A 23,177-nucleotide genomic window follows, 5' to 3' on the forward strand; every position below is an offset into this window, starting at 1 on the left:
CGGTGATAGGGGCAATGTGCCGGGCACAAAGCACAAGCCGGAGGCAGATAAACGGGAGGTAACAATGCTTAAATCAATTCGCACCGTCGTGCTGGGTACGCTGGCCGTATCCGCTTTCTCGGTTCCGCACGCTTTTGCTGAAACGACCCTGAACGCCCTGTTCATGGCTCAGGCCGCTTATAGCGAAGCGGATGTGCGCGCGATGACGGAGGCCTTTCAGACGGCCAATCCGGATGTGAAGGTCAATCTGGAATTCGTGCCTTATGAAGGGCTGCACGACAAGACGGTTCTGGCTCAAGGTTCGGGGCAGGGCTATGACGTTGTGCTGTTCGATGTGATCTGGCCAGCCGAATATGCGAGCAACAATGTGCTTGTCGATGTCTCGTCGCGCATTACGGACGAGATGAAAAAGGGTGTTCTGCCGGGCGCCTGGACGACGGTTCAGTATCAGGATAAATATTACGGCATGCCGTGGATTCTTGATACCAAGTACTTGTTCTACAACAAGGAAATCCTTGAGAAGGCGGGTATTAAGAATCCACCAAAGACCTGGGCTGAACTCAACGAACAGGCGAAGATCATCAAGGACAAGGGCCTGCTCGCATCGCCGATTGCGTGGAGCTGGGCGCAGGCGGAGGCCGCAATTTGTGACTACACCACGCTGGTTAGCGCCTATGGCGGCGACTTTTTGAAAGATGGAAAGCCTGCCTTCGATAAGGATGGTGGACTGGATGCACTCAAATATATGGTGGATAGCTATAAGTCCGGCCTCAGCAATCCGAACTCGAAAGAGTTTCTGGAGGAAGATGTGCGCAAGGTCTTCCAGAACGGTGACGCCGCCTTCGCGTTGAACTGGACCTATATGTACAGCAAGGTCAATGACCCTGCCGAAAGCAAAGTGGTTGGTAAGGTTGGCGTGGTGCCTGCACCGGGCGCCGATGGCAAGAGCGAGGTTTCGGCTGTCAATGGTTCCATGGGGCTTGGCATCACCACCACCAGCAAGCATCCCGATGACGCGTGGAAATATATCGTCTTCATGACCTCGCAGAAGGTCCAGAACGATTATGCAAAACTTTCTCTGCCGATCTGGGCGTCGTCCTATGACGATCCGGCTGTGGCGAAGGGACAGGAAGAACTGATCGCGGCAGCGAAGCTCGGTCTGGCTGCGATGTATCCGCGTCCGACGACACCAAAATATCAGGAAATGTCCACGGCCTTGCAGCAGTCCATTCAGGAAGCCTTGCTGGGACAGTCTTCACCGGAAGACGCCCTCAAATCCGCAGCTGAAAACAGCGGGCTCTAAGACCCTGATGGGAGTGGGTGCACCTGCATCCACTCCTTTCTTTCATTTAGGCTGAGGTGCAAACAATGTCCGGCAACTGGATGACTATGCGAGCGTGGTTGCTAATGCTTCCGTTACTCGCCGTCATGGTTTGCGTGATCGGCTGGCCAATGTTTGAAACAGTGCGCCTTTCGTTCACCGATGCAAAGCTTGTCGGCACTGGGGGCGATTTCGTTGGCATCGCCAATTACATCAAAATGCTGTCCAGTTCCAATTTTCAACGCGCTTTCTGGACCACAACCTGGTTCTCCGTTGTCTCGGTTTCGGCCGAAATGGTTCTTGGTGTTCTAGCTGCACTTTTGCTGAACCAGCCGTTTTACGGCCGCACTATCCTGCGCGCTTTGCTCATTCTGCCATGGGCGCTGCCAACGGTGGTTAACGCAACGCTCTGGCGCCTCATTTACAACCCCGAATATGGTGCTCTCAATTCGCTATTGACCCAGCTTGGCATCATTTCAGACTATCAGTCATGGCTCGGCGAACCGCCAGCAGCAATGACGGCGCTGATTGTCGCCGACTGCTGGAAGAACTTCCCGCTTGTGGCGCTCATTGCACTGGCGGCCCTTCAGGCAGTGCCAAGAGACATAACGGCTGCATCGCTCGTCGATGGCGCTGGTCCACTCAATCGGTTCCGGTTTGTCATTCTTCCCTATCTTGCGGGACCCTTGATGGTGGCCCTTGTGCTCCGCACCATTGAAGCATTCAAGGTCTTTGACATCATTTGGATCATGACGCGTGGCGGTCCAGCCAATTCAACCCGAACACTTTCTATTCTGGTTTATCAGGAAGCCTTTTCCTTCCAGCGCGCGGGATCTGGCGCGTCGCTGGCGCTTATTGTGACGCTAATCGTCACGGTGCTCGCGTTGGGCTACGGCTTTCTGGTGCGCAAAACGGCTGGAGCGGCAACATAATGGAACGTCGAAGCCCAACCGCAACTTTCTTCATCTATCTTGCTGCACTGTCGCTCGCGGTCATTATCCTCGCGCCCTTGTTCTGGCTGTTTGTCATGAGCATATCGCCGATGGCGGACTTGTCCGTTCGGCCATTGAAATGGTGGCCCACCACAGTCGATTTTTCTCGCTACCAGACCCTGCTGTCCACGGTCCCCAATAGCGCGGGCGCGGCCTTTGTGGCATCGATGTATAACAGTCTAAGAGTGGCGGGCATGGCTACATTGGTGGCAATCCTTGTTGCAATACCTGCCGGTTGGGCGGTATCGCGGACTCCGCGTATTGGTTGGTCGCTCACCTTGGTCATCGGCACCTATATGCTGCCTCCCGTGGCTTTGGCAGTGCCGCTTTACATGGTCCTCGCAAAACTAGGGCTACTGAATTCTGTATTCGGCCTCGCGCTTGTTTATCTTACTATTCTTGCGCCATTTACCACATGGCTGATGAAGTCTGGCTTCGATGGCATCCCGCAGGAAATTGAGCAGGCCGCGATGATTGACGGTGCAAGCCTGTTCCAGACATTGCGTATCATCACGTTGCCACTCGCATTGCCGATTGTCGCGACATCGGCGCTCTTCGCATTTCTGCTTGGATGGGACGAATTTTTCTACGCGTTGCTGTTCACATCGGATCAGCGGGCGCGGACGCTGACAGTCGCCATTGCCGACCTCGCTGGCGGACGTGTTTCCGATTACGGCCTAATCGCAACCGCGGGTGTTTTGGCAGCGCTCCCACCGGTTATTGTCGGGCTCTTGATGCAACGCGCACTTATCTCCGGCCTCACCAGCGGCGGCGTAAAAGGATGACAATGACCATGCAAAAACAGCGTCCGGAAGGACTTGTCGCAATCGATAGAGAGATGGCACGTCAGTTCAGCGATGCCCTGATTTCTTTCGACGGTAATCGCGAGCAGGCAGAAAAGATCGCCGAGAATTTGCGTAAGACCGGCAAGCTATTGCTTTTGGGCATGGGCGGGTCGCATGCTGTCGGCCGTGCCGTGGAGCCGCTTTATCGCGCTCACAATATTGATGCGGTTTCAATACCGCTTTCAGAACAGCTTGGCGCGCCTCTACCCATTGAAGGCAAGACGGTCCTGATCACATCCCAGTCGGGCGAAAGCGCAGAAGTCGTCCGCTGGTTCTCTGAGAAAAAGGGGCAGGCTGATATATTCGGTCTGACACTTGACCCCAGGTCGTTCCTCGCGAGCAAGGTAGATTGCTTGGTAGGACATGGCGGTGGAGAGCTTGCATTTGCAGCAACCCGCAGCCTGACGATTAGTTTTGCACTGCATCTGGCCATATTGGTTGCACTTGGTGACGATCCGGGATCCGCACTCGACGTGCTGAAATCCTCCGAGACCGTGGCTATTGATGCAGCGCTTGATTGCATCGCCGATGTCGACACGATTGTGACCTCGGGACGCAGTCTACAAGGTGTGGCCGAAGCCATTGCTCTCGGGTTCACCGAGCTTTCGCGCGTGCCAAGCTATTCTCTGGAAGGCGGCCAGCTGCGTCACGGTCCGATGGAAATGCTCTCACCAAAAGTTGGCGTCGTGATATTTAAAGCTGATGATGCGACCGCGCCGCTGGTGACAGCAATGGCGCAGTCTGTTGTCGAAGCCGGTGCCAAGCTGGTGGTGTTTGACGCCTCGGGCGAACCGCCTGTTCCGGGAGCGGTGACAGTTTCCCTTTCTGCAGCGCGCGGGCTTGCCGCCATATTCGAGGTTCTGCCCGCAGCGCAGCGGCTCATGATGGCCTTTGCCGACCAACGTGTCGAGAATGCCGGTACGCCGGTCCGCTCTTCCAAAATCACCAGGAGCGAATGAGTGAGGCCAATTGCAATTGTCGGCAACGTCAACGTTGATATGATCCTGGGGCCGACCGCGGCTTGGCCACAACCGGGAACCGAGAACATCGTCAGCCACGACGAATTGCGCGTCGGCGGTTCGGCAGGAAACTCGGCTTTGACATTGATGGCTTTGGATGTTCCATTTCAAATGGCCGCGAATACGGGTGCCGATCAGTTTGGCCACTGGCTGGCCGAGCATTTTGGTGATCACGCCAGACAATGGGCGGTGTTTGCTGGAAAAACCACTCTGTCCGTCGGCCTGACTCATCCGGATGGAGAACGGACTTTCTTCACGACGCTGGGTCATCTGCCACATTTTTCCATTGAAGACGCCCTGTCGGCACTTGATGGTGAGGCCTTGTCCGGCGGGCTCGCCCTTCTTTGCGGAAGTTTTCTGACCGACAGGCTGGCGGATGCATATGATCAGTTTTTCGATTGGGCCGACAGCCACAACATCGATGTGGCGCTTGATACCGGCTGGCCGGTCCAAGGCTGGACGGAGCAGAACCGAAGCCGTGCGCGTTCTTGGCTGAAACGCTGTAAGTTTGCAATGTTCAACGAGGTTGAGACGATCAATCTTGGTCGCTCTACCGATCCTGTAGAGGCTGCACACAATCTTTGCCGGATCATGCCGAATGGTGGTCTTTTTATCGTTAAATGTGGCCCGAATGGCGCATTCGCGGTCGCAGGGGATGGCAGTGTCATATCGGTGGATGCGCCCCAGGTGACGGTTATCGACACAATCGGTGCGGGCGATGTCTTCAACGCTGCTTTCCTTGCGTCTTTCGCCAAGGGGCAGCCGGTTGAGGCAAGTTTGCGAGCCGCTACACGCACCGCATCCAAAGCTATTTCCACAAGCCCGCGGGCCTATACATCGGATATCGAAGGAGCGCTTGCATGAGCACCCTGACCATAAGCAATGTGTGCAAGAGCTTCGGGTCGACTGAAATCCTCAAAGGTATCGATCTGTCGCTGGCCAGTGGCGAGTTTCTTGTTTTGCTCGGCGCTTCCGGATCGGGGAAATCGACGTTGCTCAATATTATTGCTGGTCTGGCCGAGCCGACAAGCGGCGACATTCGCATCGATGAGCGGTCTATCGTGGGCGTACACCCCAAGGACAGGGACACGGCCATGGTGTTCCAGTCCTATGCGCTGTACCCAAATCTGAATGTGAAGCGCAATATCGGCTTCGGTCTCGAAATGCGCAAAGTACCGGCAGCCGAGCGGGATAAAGCCGTGCTGGAGGCAGCGCGACTTTTACAGATCGAAAATCTGCTGGATCGAAAGCCCGCGCAACTCTCCGGCGGCCAGCGTCAGCGTGTTGCAATCGGTCGTGCACTGGTGCGACACCCGAAACTGTTCCTATTCGATGAACCACTGTCCAATCTGGATGCCAAATTGCGCATGGAAATGCGTGCCGAGTTGAAGCGGCTGCATCAGTTCATGAAGACTACGATGGTCTATGTCACGCATGACCAGATAGAAGCGATGACTTTGGCGACCCGGATTGCAGTGATGCGCAATGGACGTATTGAGCAACTCGATACGCCTGAGAATGTCTATAACAGACCCGCGACGCTTTATGTGGCGACATTCGTTGGCGCGCCGCCGATGAATATACTGGAAACCACATTCACTGGGGATCGTCTGGCGATTGACGGTACGGACACCAGTATTCCGGTGACCAGTCTCCCAAATGTTGCACATGGCAAAAGTATTTTGTTGGGGGTTCGTTCAGAAGCAATCGGGCGAGAGCACAACGACCGGAGTGTCGCTCTGCGCATGAAATGCGACATCGCCGAACTCACGGGCCCCGAACTGATTGTCACGGGAACTGTTGGTCCACAAAGGCTCGTCGCTGCTTTGCCGCCAAGTCAGAAAGTCCAACCGGGTGAAGAGTTCGACGTCATGCTCGATCCTGAGAATGTTCATCTTTTTGATGCCGAGACTGAACAAAGGCTCAATTGATCGTTCTGCCACCTATGAACGTTCGTTCTTGATGGCTTCGTAAAGCCAGGGACAATCGGCAACCGCGGGTGCCCGAATGCCTCGTGCGGCGGCGTCGAGCCGCATATCGCGCAGGCGCTTTCGGCCTCCTTCTTCCGTCAGATAAAGGCGCTCATGCCCCCAGAAGGAAGGTCCGTCCGTGGTTTCACGCGGTTCCCAATTTGCAGGGTCGATCTGTCTGCCACCCCAGCCGTTTTCTACAAAGAAACCCGAAGGTGTGTTTGCATAGAATGATGTCATGTAATCATTGGTGTGGCGTCCAAGCGTATAGGCCAGCCGACCATCTTCTAGTCCCGCGAGATCATATCCCTGGCCAACATCGTCAAGGTTCTTGAACTCCACCATGAAATGATGGAACCCCTGTTGACCAGACCCGACCATCGCAAAACTGTGGTGGCGGTCATTGACATGGAAGAAGTAGAGCCCATAAGGTTTCAGTCCATAATCGGTCACATGGAAATCCAGATTGTCCCGATAAAAGGGCATCATGATCTCGATATTCTTCACATGCAGCACGGCATGTCCCATGCCAAGCGGGCCGGTGTTGAACCCTGATATGGGTCGACCCGGGACAAAAGGATCTGCGGCAATCATCGGCTGCCAGATCAGCTCGACGCGATTGCCCATCGGGTCGTCAAACCAGACCATGTCCGCACAGAAACGCTGATCGCAAAGGGCGGCATTGGCGCGATGAACGCGAGTACCTGCTGTCTCCAGACGTGATGCATAGTGGTCGAGGTCGTGTTGAAACGCGACTTCCCAGCCCATGCATGCCAATGTCTCGCCCGGCTCATCGAGCACGATCAACCGCTGCATGCGATCGTCCATCCGGAACGCCAGTTGACCGACGGCGCGGTCAATTTTCTGCATGCCGAGAAAGCCGGAGGCAAAGTCGGCCCAGTCATCAAGCTTGTCGGAACGCACACCGATATATCCCAGAGCATTGATGGCCATGGCCTTTTTCTCCTCGTAAATTTCGAATGGCCCCGCTTTCGGCGGGGTCTTTGACGATCAGGCTGCGTCAGCAATCGGGTTTGACAATGTGCCAATCCCGGTGATTTCGACCTCAACGCGGTCGCCAGCGAACATATAGAGCTGTGGTTCGCGGAACTTACCGACGCCGCCGGGTGTTCCGGTGGCGATAACGTCGCCGGGAAGCAGTTTCGTCACCGTCGAAACATAGGCGATGATTTCGCCAATGGAGAAAGCCAGGTCTGAAATCGGGGTCGTCTGCACTTCCAGGCCGTTCACGCGCGTACGCAGATGTTGCTCCTCCGGGTTCGGCAGTTCGTCTTTCGTCACCAGCCATGGCCCCATGGAGCCGGTATCGTCGAAGCTCTTGCCGGGCCAAAACTGCGTCGTATGGCGTTGGAAGTCACGGATCGAGCCGTCGTTGAAGCAGGAATAGCCCGCAATATAGTCTGCGGCGTCTTCGGCGCGGATATTTCGACCAGCTTTGCCGATAATCACGGCGAGTTCGCCCTCATAATCGAATTCCTTGGAAACGGCTGGTCGCAACAGCGGATTTTCATGCCCGAGAACAGACGACGAATAGCGCGTGAAAATCGAAGGATATTTTGGCTTCTCGCGACCGGTTTCCTTGATATGCGCGGCATAATTCAGGCCGATGCAAAGAATCTTGTCCGGGTTTGGAATTGGTGAGACCAGAGTAACTTCTGATACGGGAACCGGCGCTTCAGCATGTGCAGACAGCTCCGCTACGGCGTCGGCGTTCAAAACAGCCCGCAGATCGTTATACCGAGCCTTTAATGCAGGCGTAGCCTTGTGCAACCCCGCATCCGTGATGAATCCATATCCAGCATCGTGATCCGCTGTCGTAAATGAAACCAGTCGCACTGTTGTAACTCCCTTCGATTCGTCGGGCGCGGCCCAACCGGGGTCGCGCATTCGCTGCCTTATGATGTGGCGAGTGGTGTAAGGCCAGATCGAATTGGGCTTGCGTTCACCAGATGAACGTCGCCTTAGGAGAAGAACTTAATCCGTGGGTTCGGCATTTTCGCGCCGATAGCGCATGGTCATGTCCGGAAAAGCTTCACATTTTTGAGCGATCCGCGCTGCGCATTCCCGTGCGGGTTCGAGAAAACGGCGAACGCCCTCCGCTACCGGAAGTGCGGACACGAACCACACAACAGTAACAACCGCCTGAACCCTACCTTTGGCGTGCACTGGCACCGACAGGCTGTTCGTCGCGCGGATCAGTTCACCGCTACGCAACCCGTATCCTTGCTGGCGAGTGGCGGCAATCAACTGCGTGATATGGCGGCGGTCGCCCGCAAGGGCCACCTGGTTAGCGGGGTTTTGCGCAAGCCGCTCCAGAATAGCCTTCCGCTCCTCATCCGGGCAAAAGGCCAGATAGGCGCGCCCGGAAGAGGTATGCAGAATGGGCAATCGTGTGCCGACAAGCCCGTGCTGAATGGAAAACGGGCTGCTGCGATGCGTCGATTCTCGCACCAGCATCATGTCGTTTTGCAATGTGTGCAGGTCGACGGGCCACAAGATTTGCTTGCCAAGCCGCTCGATCTCAGGCGCCGCACATTCGCGCACCCACGCTTCATCATTATAGCCGTCAGAAAGCGAACGCACGTACAGTGTCGGATACCAGCTGCCATCCGAAGGACTGCGTTCGACAAAACCCAGTCCTTCCAACGTTTCAAGAAGTCGAACCACCGTCGGACGTGGCAATTCCAGCCGCCGCGCGATCTGCTGCGGATGCGCGCCCTTATAAAGAGAAAGGTCTTGAAGCAGGGCCAGACCGCGCTCCAAAGCGCGAACGGGGGCAAAGTTTCTTTTGTTGGTCGGTTCCATGGGGCACTAACGCTCGGCGGCGCGGGAAATTGCGTTCGACAGGTGAACTCTAATCGAAAATGGGTTGAAGTTGAAGTTTAAATAACCCAACCCCGCCGAGAGTTTTTATGGGAGATAATGATGCAGATCAATCGACGCAACCTGCTGCTGTCCAGCGCGGGGTTCATGGCTGCTGGGCTGTTGCCTGGTTTCCAGTCTGCTGTTCGCGCAGCTTCGGGCGATCCGGTGAAAGTCGGCTGGTTTGCCGCGCTTTCCGGCCCCTATTCGACGGGCGCACTGGCGCAGGATGCAGGCCACAAGGCGGCCATCGCAGAACTGAATGCCAAGGGCGGCGTGCTTGGCCGCTCGCTGGAGCTGGTCGCTCGCGACACGGTTGCAGATCCGGGCAAGGCTGTGAACTTCGTCCAGGAACTTCTGTTCTCCGAGAAGGTGAATGTGCTCTTCGGGCCGAACACCTCCGGTGAAGCGATGCCGATCCGCGATTTCATCGCGGAAGCCAATACGATCAACATGCCCACGGCCCTGATCGATCACGTCATCGACCCGGAAGCCTATCCAACGATCTTCCGTATAGGCGGATCGGCTGGACAGCAGATCGAAGCGGGCATCAATTTCGCCGTCGATCATTTCAAGAAACAAAAGATCGCGCTTTTCGTCGATAATCTTTCTTATGGCGTGCTTTGCCGGGATCTCGCGCTTGAAAAGATGAAGGCGCGCAACATCGAGCCGGTCTATGTCGGCACGCTGGACGCCAACAAGGTGGATCTGGGCGATGATATCATCAAGGCGCGCAATAGCGGCGCGGATGTGCTTCTGGTCTGGTCGGCTGCATCATCCTTCATGGCCCGCGTGCTGACGGCGCGTGGTGAACAGAAGTGGGATATCCCCGCCATCTGTGCACCGATTGCGCTGAATGCCCAGATCACTGATCTCGTGAAGAAGGAATATCTCGACGGTGCAGTCGGCGTGGGCTTCCGTCATCTTGCAGTGGATGGCAACGGCAAGTTTGCCGCTGGCATTGAAGCTCTGCTGACCGAGCAGGCTTCGATTGTCGGTCCACAGCTCAAGAACGGCATTACCTGGATACTTCTTGGATATGCATCGACCAAACTTTGGGCTGCTGCCGTCGAGAAAGCCGGTAGCGTTGAGACCGATGCCGTAATCGAAGCTCTCGAAACCATGGGAACGACGGAAACGCTGTTCGGCAGGGTCGGTTTCGGTCCGGGCAGCCGGGAAGGGCTGTCGATGGACGAATACGCGCTCTTTACGATTTCTTCGTTCCAGAACGGCGGCTTCACGCTGGCCTGATCGATTGTCGGCGGGCTCCTGAGCAGTGCGCGGAGCCCGTCACCAAGAGGACTAAACCATGTTTCTCGTTCTGATCTCGGGGCTTGCCCTGGGGTGCCTCTACGCCACTGTGGCCTTAAGCTACAATGTGATGTACTCGACCTCCAAGGTTCTCAGCATGGGTGCCGGACAGTTCGCCATGGTCGGCGGCATTGTCGGCGCCTGGACGCTCGGTGATCTTGGCTGGCCGATCTGGGCATCGCTCCCGCTCGTAATCGTCGTCGGTCTTATCTTCGGCTGGTTGACGGAACTTGTCGCCATCCGCCGCACAATGAATGGCGGGGACGACCACCTCTGGATTCTTTCCACGCTTGCCGTTGCAACGATTGTCCAGCAAGGCATGGCGCTTTGGTGGGGAACAGAGCCGAGACCGTTCCCTCGGCTCATTCCGCAAGATTATGCAGGCGTATTGGACCAGAAATACTGGCTTCCGATTGTGACGGCCTTCCTTATGGCAGGCGGACTTGCACTGTTCTACCGCAAGACGGCTATCGGCAAAATCTTCGTGGCGCTCGCAGATGACACTTTTGCGGTCAGTGCGCGCGGTATTTCGGCAATCCGTATGCGTTCGCTTTCCTATGCGATTGCTGGTGCGCTCGGCGCTCTGGCGGGGTTCATGACCGGACAGCTCACTTACGCCTATTTTGCGCTTGGACTGACGCTGACGCTGAACGGCTTCATCGCGCTTGCGATTGGCGGTATCGGGTCCAATATCGGCGCGCTGGCGGGCGGCATCATCTTCGGCGTGGTCACCACCTGCGTCGCTTATGTCTTCGGCTCGGAATTCCAGCAAACCATCGCAGTCGGGACGCTCGTCATCCTCCTGACCTTTATCCCTTCCGGATTGTTCGGCAAGAAGCGGGTACGCCAGGTATGAACGTGAAATCACATCAGGGCCTTCTCTTCGCCCTCATCGCCATCGGTCTCGCCGTTGCCTTCCCCTTTCTCACCAATGATCGCTATCTGCTTCGTATCGGAGAGATGGTTCTGATCTACTGGATCATCGTTGCCGGACTGAACTTGCTTGTCGGTTATGTCGGCCTGATGTCCATCGGCCATGTCGGTCTTTTGTCGATCGGCGGTTATGCATTTGCAATTCTCGCTGGCAAGCTCGGGCTTCACCCCTATGCGGCGCTGATTGCTTCCGGTGGTGTGACCGCTCTTGCCGCAGGCCTTTTGTGCCTGCCATCGCTACGGCTTCCGGGTTTTTATTTCGCACTCGCAACGATTGCCTTTGCGCTCATCATGGTGGAACTGGCGCTCGGTTTCTCCGGTCTTACGGGCGGCACGGTCGGGCTTGCGGTTCCGGCCTTTCCTGCGCCATTCAAGCGCACAATCGGCGAATACTGGCTTGCACTTGGCATAGCAACCGTCGTGACGGCCATGACCTGGAATCTGGCCCGCAGTATGTGGGGTCGCGCGATGATTTCCATTCGTGACAGCGAAGTGGCGGCGCAGAGCGTTGCGGTGTCGATCTTCCGTACAAAGCTCACGGTTTTTCTCTTCTCGGGTTTTTGTGCTGGCGTTGCAGGCGGACTTTTCGCACGCGCTCAAAGCCACATCACACCGGAAGCCTTCAATTTCGATGTCTCGTTAATGTTCTTCACGGCGATCATTATCGGCGGGCGCGGATCGATCATCGGTCCAATGGTGGGCACCCTGCTACTTGCCGTGATCCCTGATGTATTCGCTTCAATGCAGCGCTATACGGCGTTCTTTTATGGCGGCATTTTGCTCGCCGTCGTGCTGGCAATTCCGCAGGGCCTTGGCGTCTGGGCCAAAGACCATATGAGCAAGATCTTCGGAAAGCGCACATCGGATGATCAGCGCGGTGCGCAAGAGCCCAATATGCCTGCATTGACGGCCCTTTTGCAGGAGAAAGCCTGATATGAACATGATCGACCCTACAGTAAGGAAGAGCACCGGCGTTCTAGGCCCTGACATGTTGCAAGCGCGCAATATTTCCAAAAGCTTCGGTGGGCTGAAAGCCGTCAACGATGTGTCGCTATCCATTCAGGCTGGCCAGATTCACGGGTTGATCGGTCCAAACGGATCGGGCAAGACCACCATGCTCAATCTCATCAGCGGTTATTATATGATCGATGAGGGTGCGGTGGTGCTTGGCGGACAGGATATCAGCAGTCTCGATGTGCGCGCCCGTGCCCTTGCCGGCATCGCGCGAACCTTTCAGAAACCGCGGCTGTTGCCCTCTTTAAGCGTACTCGACAATGTCATGCTCGGTGGCTGGGGCGCGGTACAGGCCGGTTTCGTCGAGACCGCGCTGCATATGCCGCGTTCAAGGCGGGAAGAGCGCGAAATGCGCGCGCGCGCGCAGGCACTGCTTGATGCGTCGGGTCTCGGACATCTCGCGGGGCGGCGCTGCGAACATCTCGAACATGCCGAACGGCGCTTCCTTGAAATCGTCCGTGCTTTGATGATCAGGCCGAAGCTTCTGCTTCTCGACGAACCCGCGGGTGGACTGACAGGTCGCGAGATCGAGTATCTCGGACAGATCATCCAGTCGGTGGCAGAGGCGGGGATTGGTGTGCTTCTTGTTGAACACCATACGGATTTTGTCTTCCGTTTGAGCCATCACGTCACTGTGCTCAATCTGGGTGCGGTTCTGGCAGAAGGCGCGCCTGATCAGGTGCGCAACGATGCGGAAGTCGTCCGCGTTTATTTGGGGAGTTGAGAGCATGGCAATGATGCAGAACGGCACGCCGTTGCTCGAAATCACAGATCTGAGCGCGGCTTATGGCAAGGCGCCCGTGGTCATCGGCGCGTCGCTCAAGGTCCATGCCGGTGAGTTCCATGCCATTCTCGGTCGCAATGGAGCCGGGAAAAGCACCATGCTTCATGCGGTTTCCGGTTTGATCGGTAAACGCAGCGGTCAGGTTCGCTTCGGTGGCGTGGATATTACCAGCGCCAGCCCCGAAAAGATCGTCGAGCTTGGACTGATCCAGGTGTTGGAAGGCCACCGCATTTTTCCTTCACTGACAGTGCAGGATAATTTAGAGGTCGCCGCCTATCCCGGCAAAAAGCGCGGCAAGAAGCCCGATTACGAGCGTATCTACCGGTTTTTCCCCGAACTGGCGTCCAAGAAGAACGATCCTGCGTCTTCGCTTTCTGGGGGTCAGCAGCAGATTCTAGCGGTGGGGCAGGGCATTCTTGCCGAGCCGCGGCTGCTCGTCCTTGATGAGCCCTCCGGCGGACTGGCCCCTATCGTGGTGGACCGCATTCTCGACGTTGCGGCGCAACTCGCCAAGGAAGGTGCAGCGATCATTCTGGTGGAGCAGCTGGTGGAAAAGGCGCTACGCCATGCCGATACGGCGAGCGTGATGGATACGGGACGTATAGTGCATACGGGCAGCGCCGAGGAAATCGCCTCCAGTCCCGTCATCCGGGAAATCTATCTCGGCCACGCATCGTAACCTATCCGACTTGCCAGCGAACAGGCACGTCAACATGGGGCGGCAATACGCGCGCCCCGTGAAAAATTTCTCATGCTCAAGGATGAAGCAAGTGTCAAAGACGACAGAACTCGCGCGCTACCATGGCAGGGTGGCTTTGGTAACCGGTGGGCTTGGCGCCATGGGACTGGCTATCGGTCGGCGACTGACCGAAGAGGGCGCAATTGTTTATCTGGCCGATCTGACTGCCGATGACGCGGGTCGGATGGCGGTAGCTTATGAAGGTGTGCCTCTTCCGAAGGTTCTGACCCTTGATGTCAGCTCGGCGAAAAGCTGGGACGAGGCGATCAATACGATCCTCGCTGAAAGCGGCGCCTTGCACCTGCTCGTCAACAACGCAGGCGTGATAACGCCTGTACCGCAACCCATCACCGATATTCCGCTCGACGAGTTTCATCGCGTGCTGAAGGTAAATCTGGATGGCGTGCTGCTCGGAACGCAGGCCGCTTTGAAAGCAATGAAGCAGGGGGCAGGGGCGGCAATCGTCAATCTCGGATCATTGGCCGCCTATACCGGATCTGCTGATAACGGCACTTATGGCGTATCGAAAGGGGCGGTGCGTTCGCTCACGAAACATGCAGCGCTTTCGGCTGCGCGCAATGGTCATGATGTGCGCATCAATGTCGTGCATCCGGGCTATGTCTGGACGCCTCTGGTAGCCGCCAAGGCAGCGGGTCAGTTCGGAACGGAAGAAGCAGCGCGCGAAGCCTTCTCGAAAATGAACCCCTCAGGGCGCATCGTCGAACCATGCGACGTAGCGGCGGCGATTGCGTTTCTCGGCTCAAGCGATGCCCGCATGATCCACGGCGCTGATCTTGTCATTGACGGCGGTCGGCTCATCCAGTGATACTTCAGGCGCGACTTTAACAAATGTCGTTAAGGACGCGCTCATTCAGCGTTTTCGGCAGGTGCACGGTTCGTAGCCACCGGCAAACAACCGGCCAGGCTTCATGCCGATCATGGCCGGAACCTCGTACAAGGCTTGTGCACCCAGTGAGCGTGCAATGGAGATTGTGGCTTCGGCGCAGATGGCTGCGTCTTCTGCTGCGTTGTGATGTGCGAAGGTGAGGCCGAGATGTGAAGCCAGAACATTTAACTTGTGGGAGCCGAGGTCCGGCCAGACCTTCTGCGCCATTTTTACCGAACACAGATACTGAAATTCCGGGTATCTTTGCCGGTATTGATCGAGGCAAGCGCGCCAAACGCTGAAATCGAAAGCCGCATTGTGGGCGATCATCGTCGCGCCCGCAAAATCATCCGCGAACTCATCCATGACTTCGGGAAACTCTCCGGCATCTTCCACATGCTCGGGGCGAATACCGTGGATTGCAATATTGAACGAAGAGAAACGCATATCCTTCGGTCGGATAAGGCGCTCTTCGACACGCACAACACGGCCATCTTCAATCCATGCCAATCCAACAGAACAGGCGCTGCTGCGCTGTTCATTGGCCGTTTCAAAATCAACTGCGATGGTTTTCAAAGGATGCTCCGGCTGGCTTTGCCAAGCTTCTACCGTCAAGCGCATCATTTGGCAAAACCAAAGCAACGCCTGCATCCGTTTTGAAGAAACCGATGCAGCCGGAATGGTGTTGACTATTTCAGCTCGACAACGGCTGCATTGATATCGGGCTTTTGGGGAATGATACCGCTCCTGGCATACCAATCGGCAATTTTCCCAATCTGCTCGACATCCGCGGCGGTTACGGCGGTCGTCGGAACAGCATTATTCTCGCCGATCACTTGCCCCAGTTCAGTGGGAATATTCATTTCCTTGGCCCAGATGGCACCCGCATTCGCCTTGTTCGCGACTGCCCAGGCATTGTCCTTCTTCAAGACGTCGAAGATAGCCTGAAGCTCGTCGGTTTTCTTTTCAGCGAATTCGCGACTGGAGACGAGAACCACGGCATTGTCGGAGCCGATTGCAGCGCCGTCCGCAATCACCTGACCGCCGTAGGATTTCTCGGCGATTGCCACGAAAGGATCCCACGTTGCCCAGGCGTCAACATGTCCCTGCACAAAGCTTGGGCCACTGTCGCTTGGGCTAAGATAGACGCGCTCGACGCTTTTCGGATCGACGCCGTTTGTTTCCAGTCCCTGCATCAGCAGATACTCGCCCGTGCCACCTCGGTTGACGGCAACCTTCTTGCCGGCCAGATCCTTGATCGACGTGATACCAGCATCTTTCTTGGCAACGATCCCTTCCGATCCCGGCGACATTTTCTGATAGCCGAAGATCGTCAGTGGAATATTTGCCGCCAGCGCAGCAATGGCCGATGTAGAACTGCCTGCCGTAATATCGATGCTGCCCGCATTCAGTGCTTCAAAGGCCGGGGCCGCAGCCGGAAATGGGCCAGCCCATTCCACCTTGATACCTTTTTCCGCGAGCGCTTGTTCCAGTGTGCCGCGCGATTTGGCGAGTGTGATGTCGTTGGGGCCGCGAAGCCAGCCAATACGCACAACCTGATCGGCGGCGTAAGCCGCTGTGCTCGTAAGTGTCATTGCCGCACCGGCAAGGGCGGCCAGAATTTGAAGTCTTTTCATTGAATATCTCCGCTTTTAAGGGTGCAGGACGGGATGCCGGACGCCCAGCGCTTCCAGCAATTCGGTTTCGATATCAGCAGCGCGTTTATCTGTTCTCTGTCGAGGGTGATCGATATCGACACGCAAATCGTGACTGAAACGCCCCTGATCCAGAACGAGAATGCGGTCAGCCAAAGCGACAGCCTCCCAGACATCATGCGTCACCAGCAAGGTCGCTGGCTTGTGCTTGCGCCAGAGATTGAACACCAGATCGTGCATGCGAAGACGCGTCAGCGCATCAAGTGCCGCAAATGGCTCGTCCAGCAAAAGCAGTTCCGGTTCGCGCACCAGCGCCCGCGCCAAGGCTGCCCGCTGTGCTTCGCCGCCAGACAATGTCAGAGGCCAAGCATCGATCCTGTGCGACAGGCCTACATCGGCTAGCGCCTGCGCGGCCTTGCCGCTGTTGCGGGCGTTCGGCACACCGAGCGCAACATTGTCGATCACGCTTTTCCACGGCATCAGTCGCGGTTCTTGAAAGACGACGGCACGGCGTTGGGGAATTTCCAGCAGGCTTGCGGGAGCTTCGTCGAGCCCCGCAAGCACACGCAAAAGCGTGGATTTTCCTGAGCCGCTTCTGCCAAGCAGGGCCACGAATTCCCCCGGCGCGACGCTCAGATCGATACCATCTAGAACTGCCGGTCCACCGAAGGACCGCGACAAGCCACGAATTTTTATAATATCGCTCATGAAATCACCGCCGGGCGCCATCGCAGGGCATAGGCTTCGATTACGCGAACCAGCCCGTCAGTGAGCAGCCCCATGAGCGCATAGACCAGCAGGCAGACCACGATGACGTCGGTTTGCAGGAAATCTCGTGCATAGGTGATGATATAGCCAATACCACTGGAGGCATTGATCTGCTCTGCCACCACGAGGCTTAGCCACGCGATGCTCAATCCATAGCGTACGCCGACGAGCAACGAAGCCAGGGCACCGGGGATCACGACATGCCGAATGATTTCGAGTGTGCTGAGATTGAATATGCGTCCAGCTTCGATCAGCTTGTGATCAACGCCGCGAATGCCGCCATGCAGTGTCAGATAGATCGGGAAGACGGAGCCAAAGGCAACCATGCCGATTTTTGGTGCTTCACCGATACCGTACCAAAGGATAAAGAGCGGAAGAAGCCCCAGAAACGGCATGGCCTTCAACATCTGTACCGGCGGATCGATGATGGTTTCACCAAGCTTAGAAAGCCCGGCGAAAAGCGCCAGAGCGACACCAACGACAAGCGCTATGGAGAAGCCTGCAATGACGCGGAGGAACGACACGGCCAAACCTGTCGCAAGTTCACCCGAAGCCAGCAGCCGCAGGCTGGTTGCCGCGATGTCGACAGGTGACGCCAGCGTGCGGGCCGATAACAGCCCGGTCACGCTCGCCAGTTGCCACAAGATCAGGATGACGATGGGCGATACAAGCCTGCGCATCGATTGCGGGAAGCGCGGCCTTGCTTTGGCGTTGCTACCGGAAGGAGAGCCGACTGTCGCCGTTTTCTCCATAGCGCTCGTATCAGCCATTGACGGCCTTTCCGGTCAGATCCCGGTCGAACAGGGTTGACCACGTAAACTGCTTGCGCTCCGCGATGGCCCGTTCGACAGGAAGGCGCGGCAATACCATTTCGCCGAAACGATAGGCTTCCTCCAGCAATGGCATGCCCGACAGGATGAACGTATCGACGCCCACGGCCTGATAGGCTTCAAGAGTGCGAATAACTGTGTCGGGCGAGCCGACGATTGCGGTGCCGGGGCCGGGGCGGACGAGACCGATACCCGCCCAGAGATTGGGTGAGATTTCAAGGTCGCGCAGATTGTCAGGTTTCACGCCGCCATGCATGGCCGTCATGCGTTGCTGGCCAACAGAGTCCGTGTTGGATACGAAGCGCTTGTTGCCCGCCATGGCCGCTTCATCCATCTGGTCGTAGAGGTCTGCGGCAGCTTCCCAGGCTTTCGCGTCGGTCGAGCGCACGATTACATAAAGGCGAATGCCATATTTCAGTTCTCGCCCATGGGCTGCGGCGCGCGCTTTGACCTGCTTGACCTTCTCGCCCATCTGTTCGGGCGTTTCGCCCCACGAAAGATAGGTGTCGACGTGCTTTGCCGCGACTTCGATGGCGCTGTCAGACGAGCCGCCGAACCAGAGCGGAGGCGGGGCAATCGACGAACCGGCAGGAAGCGCCAGTTTCGCGCCTTCGGTCTGGAAATATTTGCCCTTATGGGTGACGCTTTCACCCGCCATGAGACGATGCCACAGGGTCAGGTATTCGTCGGCCATCAGATAACGTTCGTCATGCGGCAACATCATGCCGTAAGCGCCAAGCATCTTGGCATCGCCGGAAACGACATTCAGCATCAGCCTGCCGTTGGAAAACTCCTGAAATGTCGCTGCCATTTTGGCAAGCAGCGTTGGCGCTACCAGACCCGGATGAAAGGCCAGCAGAAACTTCATGCGCTCCGTATAGGGCAGAAGGGCTCCAGCCAGCGGCCACACATCATGAGCGCCCGTGGCAAAAAGCGCGCCGGTATAACCCAGATGGTCATAGGCCTGTGCAAGCTGCTTGTAATAGCCGTAATCGACGACGCGTGAGCCCTCGGGTTTCCAGGGGTAAGCGCCGTCTGGGGCGCACATGTACCAAAGGACATTCATGCTGTTTCTGCCTCGTTATGCTCTGCTATAATCTCTAGTCTGCGGCTGATCGCAGCATGGCGGAGCAGTATGTCTGCCTCCGCCTGCTGTTCGCGCAAAAGCGTGTCGTCAGCGGGCACGATGTGCCAGTTGCGTTCCTGAATCACCCGCGTCCAGGCGCGACGCTCATTATCGTCGGCGTCCTTTGCGAGAAGGGCTGCGGCCTGTTCAGGATGCGCGATAATCTCACGACCGATCCGGGCGAGTTCCACCGCAAACGCATCAATGACATCCTCCGGCAGATTGCGCTGTCCGATCGTCCAGAACACCGAGCGATTGGGAATTGTGGTGCCGCAATGCAGCAAGACATGGAATTCGCCACTGGCGAGCGCCTGTTCTAGATGCGGCGCCATGGCAATCCATGCCGCAACTTTGCCTGTGCGGAGAATTTCACGCGAAGGGCTCGCCAGAAGATCATGCCGTCTTACATCATCAAGACGAAGCCCGACCTGCTCCAGGCTTTTTGCCAGAAAATAAGTGTGAAACGAGCCATCGACGAGTGCAACATCACGCCCTTTCAGGTCGGCGACGGTCTGGATATCAGTATCCTTGGCAACCAGTATCGCCCCATTGGCAGGCCTCGGTGCAGACGCTGCGGCATATGTCACCGGCAGTCCGCCCTCCGCTGCAAGAATGGGTGGAGTGGATCCCGTGCCACCAATGTCGATATTGCCGGCAATAAGCTGCTGGGCGGTGTCGCGGCCTTCCGGATAAGGCACGAATTCCGGCTTGAAATCTGCAAAAGCCCCGGGCCAGCGAGACGCGAGCGTCAGATGCAGATTATTGGGATGAAAGCCGATCTTGAATGCCATGAAAACGAGGTCCGGTTGCAAATTTGTTATATAAATTTATATAATGGGATTCAGGCGAGCACCGAAGAAAGGCTTGATTAAACCTTCGGCGAAACTTGGAAAACCATTCCGTGTTTGCTCTATTTTTGAGATTGAACGGCAGGGCGCGACGATCATGAACGAGAAAGCTACTCCAAAAGCCCATGTGCCCAAGGTGAAATGTCGGGCTGTTGGCGCAGCGTCTGATTTCCTGAAAGCCATATCCAATCCGGTGCGGCTTTCGATCCTGTGCGTCTTGCTGGAAGGCGAACGCACGGTAAGCGAATTGGAAGACGTGCTGGATGTTCACCAGCCGACCTTGTCACAGCAGCTTGGCGAGTTGCGCGAGGCTGGAATAATCGAAGGCAGGCGGGAGGCCCGCGTGGTCGTCTATCGCATGGCGGACCCGCGCGCGGGACAGCTCATCGGGCATTTACGCCTGCTGTTCTCTGACCCCGGTGCTTCCGCAATATGGAAAGGCGCCCAGCTTGGGGCGCCCGTTCCATCGGAAATGCTGGACAGCTAAGCTGGTTTGGCTGTTACCAACACTGTCGCTTACCAGTTCACGCGCATGCCGAGCTTTCCATTCCATGCATAATTGTCAACATCGAAAGTCGTGCTGTAACTGACATTGCCGTAAAGCGACATGTTCTTGGATATTTGTCGGGTGGCACCACCGCCGATTTCGACCCAGGTTTCTTCAAGGTCCGACGAAAACGGCACAAAACCAGTTGCGGACGAAATATCGACCTGAGCCTTGGCGGTAAATTCATGCCAAAGATTGACGCGTCCCCAAACTGTTGCGAGGCGTGCCGGTTCGGTTGCCGTCGCTTCCTCGACGGCCCATGTGCGGGATATCCGTGCACCGATGCGCCCGGCCACAGAATTCAAATCGTCATACCGAATGTCGGCAGCACCGTCGTTGAAATCATCGAAATTGATGGTTTGCCAGACGAGCTGCGCTTGTGGCTCGATCTGCCACTGGTTGCCCAGATCAAAAGGATAGCCGCCCTCGAGCGAGGCCGCAAAACCGAAGCCTTTGACACTCTGATCGGGAAAGCCAAATTCTGTGGCCCGGTTCGAACTGGTCGTCATGTCGTACCAGGTGCCCTGAACAACGCCATCGAGATACCAGCCATTTTCTCCGAGACGCGTCCAGTAAGCGCCGACCGAGTACGCATCGAAATCATTTTGGCCTGCATCTCGGGTTTCGATCAGTCTGTTCTGGGTCACATCCATGCGCCCATGACCATAAGCGAGATACATGCCGGCGTGATCGGTGACGTTGTCGGCTTCATGTCGGTAGAAATCGAGCCCGGCCTGTATCGCGCCAAAGCGATAATCATATTCGGGTGCACCGTCATAGATGCCGTTTGTGTCGCCATTCCGGTGTCCTGAATGGCCGAGCCCGCGGACCCAATAGCCATTGAATTTCGGATCAGCGCCTATATCGGTACGACCCTTGAGCTGCTCTTCTTCGCCGACACGTTCATGGAATGAGCCGATCAGCTGTCGGCCATAAATGGCTCCCATCGAAGGTATGGCAGCATAAAGAGACACTTCCGGCCGGTAATCCGGCGTCGGGTCCGGGACAGGAGGTACGGGTGGCACCGGGGGGGCAGGAGGTACTGGTGGGTCCGGCGGCACCGGCGGGAGTTTCGACCGGAGATACCAGTTCTGCTCGCCGGAAGCGTCGACACTGCTTCGATAAAGCGAATATTCGTAAGGGCCTGCCACGACAGGCGCAACGAGATGGAACGCTCCGGCGCCGGTCGTTCCACCATTCTCCGTATCAACAACGAGAATGCCGTTACCTGTGGTGAGAGCACCTTGCCCGCCCGCATTTGCAACCAGCAAACGCGTGGAACCGGAAGCCGCGCCGCCGTCAATGATCAGGCGATCGGATGGGGAACCGTCCGTATCAAGATAGGTGTTAATGCCGATCTGCCCCGCGCTGCCGACGTAGCTGCCCGCAGTCAATTTCTTGTATGTGCCGCCATCCGGCGCACTGAACTGAATGAGACTGTCTGCGTTGTTGAGATTGGTAATGTTCGAATCGCCAGTGACGTTCCATTTCGTTTCAGCGGAAAGCGACACGTTTGACGTGCTACCGGCTTCTGTCTGTGCTGCGCCTGTCAGTTCTGAGTCGGAGGCGTTCAGGTCGAGACGACCGCCGCTAACGACTTCGATAACATCCGAATTGCCAGTTACGGAAGAAGAATCGAGAGTGAGGTCGAGAAACGCTGTGCTGCCAAAGACACGAATGGCCGACGCTTGCGCTGCGGTTATTTCCGCACCCGTAATTTGCGCTGTATTGTTTCCTGTCGCGCCGTAGAGCGCGCGTGAGCCCGCTCCCGACGTTGAAATGGAGCCGCCATTCATGGTCAGTTTGCTGTCTTGGGTCAAATAGATGCCAGAGGCTGATGTACCCGTCGTAGTGATGGACGTGTCGGTCAGATTAATCGTTGCGGCGTTTCCGGTTTGAATGCCGCTCCAATTGCTCTCGATAGAGGATTTCGTCAAAGATAGCGTGCCTTGCAAGACAACCGCACCACGCTCTCCGTTGGAAATTACGGTCAGCCCTGAACCGGTTATTCTGGAATTCGGGGCTTCGATCCAAAGCGCAAGGCCGCTTTCTGTTTCGATCATGCTGTCGGTAAGCGATATCTGGCTGTTGGAAAACGCCGCGGCACCTGTCGCAATCTTTGTATTGACGGTGCTGTTACGCATTTCAATGTAGCCAGAGGTTCCGGTGATAAGACCGTAGCCTACGTTATCGACCCAGATGTCTGTCCCCTCAACGGTGACAATGCTGCCCCCCGTGGAAACGATTCCGTCTGCGCCGCTGCCCGTCGTATGGATTGTTGAGCCGTTGAAAAGATTGATCTGGGACCCTCGGATAGACTGGGCGCCGATCGCATTGACACCGCCGGTAATGATTGTCAGCGGTGAAAAGCTTTGAATATTGCCACCATCGCGAGCCAACAGCGCAATACCGTCTGTTCCGCCTGTCGTGCCAGTATTGATTTCACCTGAAGCGGTGACAGTGATGCCATCGGCTAAAACCTGTCCGGCCGCCTTGACACCCGGCGAATAAGAAATCGTCGTCAGGAGAGCCACAGAAGACAGCAAACTGGCCTGCAGTTGCTTGATAGACTTACCTGATCGTTTCGTTGACAGATTGAACATTCACATCCTCTCCGTCCCCACCCGTCGAAGATTAGTTCATGATTCTTTTCAGAATAGAAGTTTGTTACCGTAAAGTACGGCCATTCGAACGTGCTCTCATCAC

General features: G+C 56.5%; 23 protein-coding genes. 13 read left to right on the plus strand and 10 right to left on the minus strand.

What is annotated here, in order from left to right; all coding sequences use genetic code 11:
* Positions 1–64: 64 nt before the first annotated feature.
* The 6 genes from JAU75_RS14160 to JAU75_RS14185 all read left to right on the plus strand — a co-directional run bounded on the left by JAU75_RS14160 (position 65) and on the right by JAU75_RS14185 (position 6,108).
* Positions 65–1,303 (plus strand): extracellular solute-binding protein, encoded by a 1,239-nt coding sequence (locus JAU75_RS14160; protein ID WP_199057154.1) that lies wholly within the window; start codon positions 65–67, stop codon positions 1,301–1,303.
* Between the two features lie 65 nt (positions 1,304–1,368).
* Entirely contained in the window at positions 1,369–2,253 is an 885-nt protein-coding gene (locus tag JAU75_RS14165; protein ID WP_199057155.1) for a carbohydrate ABC transporter permease, read from the plus strand.
* A complete protein-coding gene (locus tag JAU75_RS14170; protein WP_199057156.1) occupies positions 2,253–3,098 on the plus strand; it encodes a carbohydrate ABC transporter permease in 846 nt (281 codons plus the stop codon). Before JAU75_RS14165 ends, JAU75_RS14170 begins: the two co-directional genes overlap by 1 nt.
* A 2-nt stretch (positions 3,099–3,100) precedes the next feature.
* Positions 3,101–4,117: an SIS domain-containing protein gene (locus JAU75_RS14175; protein ID WP_199057157.1), complete on the plus strand. Its 1,017-nt coding sequence runs from the start codon at positions 3,101–3,103 to the stop codon at positions 4,115–4,117.
* Positions 4,118–5,041, plus strand: coding sequence for a PfkB family carbohydrate kinase (locus JAU75_RS14180; protein ID WP_199057158.1), 924 nt, complete (start codon positions 4,118–4,120; stop codon positions 5,039–5,041).
* Positions 5,038–6,108, plus strand: coding sequence for an ABC transporter ATP-binding protein (locus JAU75_RS14185; RefSeq protein ID WP_199057159.1), 1,071 nt, complete (start codon positions 5,038–5,040; stop codon positions 6,106–6,108). The genes JAU75_RS14180 and JAU75_RS14185 overlap by 4 nt, the downstream gene beginning before the upstream one ends.
* Positions 6,109–6,120: 12 nt before the next feature.
* Here JAU75_RS14185 and JAU75_RS14190 read toward each other — a convergent pair whose 3' ends face one another.
* From JAU75_RS14190 to JAU75_RS14200, 3 genes are all read right to left on the minus strand, one after another.
* On the minus strand, positions 6,121–7,101 hold the full coding sequence (locus JAU75_RS14190; protein ID WP_199057160.1) for a VOC family protein: 981 nt from the start codon (positions 7,099–7,101) through the stop codon (positions 6,121–6,123).
* A 57-nt stretch (positions 7,102–7,158) separates the two neighbouring features.
* The gene (locus JAU75_RS14195; RefSeq protein WP_199057161.1) at positions 7,159–8,004 is read right to left on the minus strand and encodes a fumarylacetoacetate hydrolase family protein; all 846 of its coding nucleotides are present in this window, start codon (positions 8,002–8,004) and stop codon (positions 7,159–7,161) included.
* Between the two features lie 138 nt (positions 8,005–8,142).
* Positions 8,143–8,973 (minus strand): IclR family transcriptional regulator C-terminal domain-containing protein, encoded by an 831-nt coding sequence (locus JAU75_RS14200; RefSeq protein WP_199057162.1) that lies wholly within the window; start codon positions 8,971–8,973, stop codon positions 8,143–8,145.
* 120 nt (positions 8,974–9,093) lie between these two features.
* Here JAU75_RS14200 and JAU75_RS14205 point away from each other — a divergent pair, with 120 nt between their 5' ends.
* The 6 genes from JAU75_RS14205 to JAU75_RS14230 all read left to right on the plus strand — a co-directional run bounded on the left by JAU75_RS14205 (position 9,094) and on the right by JAU75_RS14230 (position 14,637).
* On the plus strand, positions 9,094–10,281 hold the full coding sequence (locus JAU75_RS14205; RefSeq protein ID WP_199057163.1) for an ABC transporter substrate-binding protein: 1,188 nt from the start codon (positions 9,094–9,096) through the stop codon (positions 10,279–10,281).
* Positions 10,282–10,339: 58 nt separating this feature from the next.
* A complete protein-coding gene (locus tag JAU75_RS14210) occupies positions 10,340–11,197 on the plus strand; it encodes a branched-chain amino acid ABC transporter permease (RefSeq protein WP_199057164.1) in 858 nt (285 codons plus the stop codon).
* On the plus strand, positions 11,194–12,207 hold the full coding sequence (locus JAU75_RS14215; RefSeq protein ID WP_199057165.1) for a branched-chain amino acid ABC transporter permease: 1,014 nt from the start codon (positions 11,194–11,196) through the stop codon (positions 12,205–12,207). Before JAU75_RS14210 ends, JAU75_RS14215 begins: the two co-directional genes overlap by 4 nt.
* A gap of 1 nt (position 12,208) precedes the next feature.
* Complete coding sequence (locus tag JAU75_RS14220; protein ID WP_199057166.1) at positions 12,209–13,012, plus strand: ABC transporter ATP-binding protein; 804 nt, start codon at positions 12,209–12,211, stop codon at positions 13,010–13,012.
* A 4-nt stretch (positions 13,013–13,016) separates the two neighbouring features.
* Positions 13,017–13,751 carry an ABC transporter ATP-binding protein gene (locus JAU75_RS14225; RefSeq protein WP_199057167.1) on the plus strand — a complete coding sequence of 245 codons (735 nt, stop codon included), beginning with the start codon at positions 13,017–13,019 and terminating at the stop codon, positions 13,749–13,751.
* A gap of 91 nt (positions 13,752–13,842) precedes the next feature.
* Complete coding sequence (locus tag JAU75_RS14230; protein WP_199057168.1) at positions 13,843–14,637, plus strand: SDR family oxidoreductase; 795 nt, start codon at positions 13,843–13,845, stop codon at positions 14,635–14,637.
* Positions 14,638–14,682: 45 nt separating this feature from the next.
* On the opposite strand, the gene JAU75_RS14235 is transcribed toward JAU75_RS14230, so the two are convergent.
* The 6 genes from JAU75_RS14235 to JAU75_RS14260 form a co-directional block, all read right to left on the minus strand.
* Positions 14,683–15,273, minus strand: a complete 591-nt coding sequence (locus tag JAU75_RS14235) for a 3'-5' exonuclease (protein ID WP_199057275.1) — start codon at positions 15,271–15,273, stop codon at positions 14,683–14,685.
* 113 nt (positions 15,274–15,386) lie between these two features.
* Positions 15,387–16,334 (minus strand): aliphatic sulfonate ABC transporter substrate-binding protein, encoded by a 948-nt coding sequence (locus JAU75_RS14240; protein ID WP_199057169.1) that lies wholly within the window; start codon positions 16,332–16,334, stop codon positions 15,387–15,389.
* A 15-nt stretch (positions 16,335–16,349) separates the two neighbouring features.
* Positions 16,350–17,060, minus strand: coding sequence for an ABC transporter ATP-binding protein (locus JAU75_RS14245; RefSeq protein WP_199057170.1), 711 nt, complete (start codon positions 17,058–17,060; stop codon positions 16,350–16,352).
* Positions 17,057–17,890, minus strand: coding sequence for an ABC transporter permease subunit (locus tag JAU75_RS14250; RefSeq protein ID WP_199057171.1), 834 nt, complete (start codon positions 17,888–17,890; stop codon positions 17,057–17,059). The genes JAU75_RS14245 and JAU75_RS14250 overlap by 4 nt, the downstream gene beginning before the upstream one ends.
* Complete coding sequence (locus tag JAU75_RS14255; RefSeq protein WP_199057172.1) at positions 17,883–19,016, minus strand: LLM class flavin-dependent oxidoreductase; 1,134 nt, start codon at positions 19,014–19,016, stop codon at positions 17,883–17,885. Before JAU75_RS14255 ends, JAU75_RS14250 begins: the two co-directional genes overlap by 8 nt.
* The gene (locus tag JAU75_RS14260; RefSeq protein ID WP_199057173.1) at positions 19,013–19,867 is read right to left on the minus strand and encodes an ABC transporter substrate-binding protein; all 855 of its coding nucleotides are present in this window, start codon (positions 19,865–19,867) and stop codon (positions 19,013–19,015) included. Before JAU75_RS14260 ends, JAU75_RS14255 begins: the two co-directional genes overlap by 4 nt.
* A 154-nt stretch (positions 19,868–20,021) precedes the next feature.
* Between JAU75_RS14260 and JAU75_RS14265 the strand changes: the two genes are divergently transcribed.
* On the plus strand, positions 20,022–20,411 hold the full coding sequence (locus JAU75_RS14265; protein ID WP_199057174.1) for a metalloregulator ArsR/SmtB family transcription factor: 390 nt from the start codon (positions 20,022–20,024) through the stop codon (positions 20,409–20,411).
* Positions 20,412–20,440: 29 nt separating this feature from the next.
* Here JAU75_RS14265 and JAU75_RS14270 read toward each other — a convergent pair whose 3' ends face one another.
* On the minus strand, positions 20,441–23,074 hold the full coding sequence (locus tag JAU75_RS14270; protein ID WP_199057175.1) for an autotransporter outer membrane beta-barrel domain-containing protein: 2,634 nt from the start codon (positions 23,072–23,074) through the stop codon (positions 20,441–20,443).
* Between the last annotated feature and the right edge of the window lie 103 nt (positions 23,075–23,177).

This window comes from Ochrobactrum sp. Q0168 (assembly GCF_016427605.1).
GTDB lineage: Bacteria > Pseudomonadota > Alphaproteobacteria > Rhizobiales > Rhizobiaceae > Brucella.

What these genes read in the sequence shown, in the direction of transcription:
- JAU75_RS14160 (WP_199057154.1), top strand. Translation starts at nt 65, where the DNA reads ATGCTTAAATCAATTCGCACCGTCGTGCTGGGTACGCTGGCCGTATCC.
- JAU75_RS14165 (WP_199057155.1), top strand. Translation starts at nt 1,369, where the DNA reads ATGTCCGGCAACTGGATGACTATGCGAGCGTGGTTGCTAATGCTTCCG.
- JAU75_RS14170 (WP_199057156.1), top strand. Translation starts at nt 2,253, where the DNA reads ATGGAACGTCGAAGCCCAACCGCAACTTTCTTCATCTATCTTGCTGCA.
- JAU75_RS14175 (WP_199057157.1), top strand. Translation starts at nt 3,101, where the DNA reads ATGACCATGCAAAAACAGCGTCCGGAAGGACTTGTCGCAATCGATAGA.
- JAU75_RS14185 (WP_199057159.1), top strand. Translation starts at nt 5,038, where the DNA reads ATGAGCACCCTGACCATAAGCAATGTGTGCAAGAGCTTCGGGTCGACT.
- JAU75_RS14190 (WP_199057160.1), bottom strand. Translation starts at nt 7,101, where the DNA reads ATGGCCATCAATGCTCTGGGATATATCGGTGTGCGTTCCGACAAGCTT.
- JAU75_RS14200 (WP_199057162.1), bottom strand. Translation starts at nt 8,973, where the DNA reads ATGGAACCGACCAACAAAAGAAACTTTGCCCCCGTTCGCGCTTTGGAG.
- JAU75_RS14205 (WP_199057163.1), top strand. Translation starts at nt 9,094, where the DNA reads ATGCAGATCAATCGACGCAACCTGCTGCTGTCCAGCGCGGGGTTCATG.
- JAU75_RS14210 (WP_199057164.1), top strand. Translation starts at nt 10,340, where the DNA reads ATGTTTCTCGTTCTGATCTCGGGGCTTGCCCTGGGGTGCCTCTACGCC.
- JAU75_RS14215 (WP_199057165.1), top strand. Translation starts at nt 11,194, where the DNA reads ATGAACGTGAAATCACATCAGGGCCTTCTCTTCGCCCTCATCGCCATC.
- JAU75_RS14220 (WP_199057166.1), top strand. Translation starts at nt 12,209, where the DNA reads ATGAACATGATCGACCCTACAGTAAGGAAGAGCACCGGCGTTCTAGGC.
- JAU75_RS14225 (WP_199057167.1), top strand. Translation starts at nt 13,017, where the DNA reads ATGGCAATGATGCAGAACGGCACGCCGTTGCTCGAAATCACAGATCTG.
- JAU75_RS14240 (WP_199057169.1), bottom strand. Translation starts at nt 16,334, where the DNA reads ATGAAAAGACTTCAAATTCTGGCCGCCCTTGCCGGTGCGGCAATGACA.
- JAU75_RS14245 (WP_199057170.1), bottom strand. Translation starts at nt 17,060, where the DNA reads ATGAGCGATATTATAAAAATTCGTGGCTTGTCGCGGTCCTTCGGTGGA.
- JAU75_RS14250 (WP_199057171.1), bottom strand. Translation starts at nt 17,890, where the DNA reads ATGGCTGATACGAGCGCTATGGAGAAAACGGCGACAGTCGGCTCTCCT.
- JAU75_RS14255 (WP_199057172.1), bottom strand. Translation starts at nt 19,016, where the DNA reads ATGAATGTCCTTTGGTACATGTGCGCCCCAGACGGCGCTTACCCCTGG.
- JAU75_RS14260 (WP_199057173.1), bottom strand. Translation starts at nt 19,867, where the DNA reads ATGGCATTCAAGATCGGCTTTCATCCCAATAATCTGCATCTGACGCTC.
- JAU75_RS14265 (WP_199057174.1), top strand. Translation starts at nt 20,022, where the DNA reads ATGAACGAGAAAGCTACTCCAAAAGCCCATGTGCCCAAGGTGAAATGT.
- JAU75_RS14270 (WP_199057175.1), bottom strand. Translation starts at nt 23,074, where the DNA reads ATGTTCAATCTGTCAACGAAACGATCAGGTAAGTCTATCAAGCAACTG.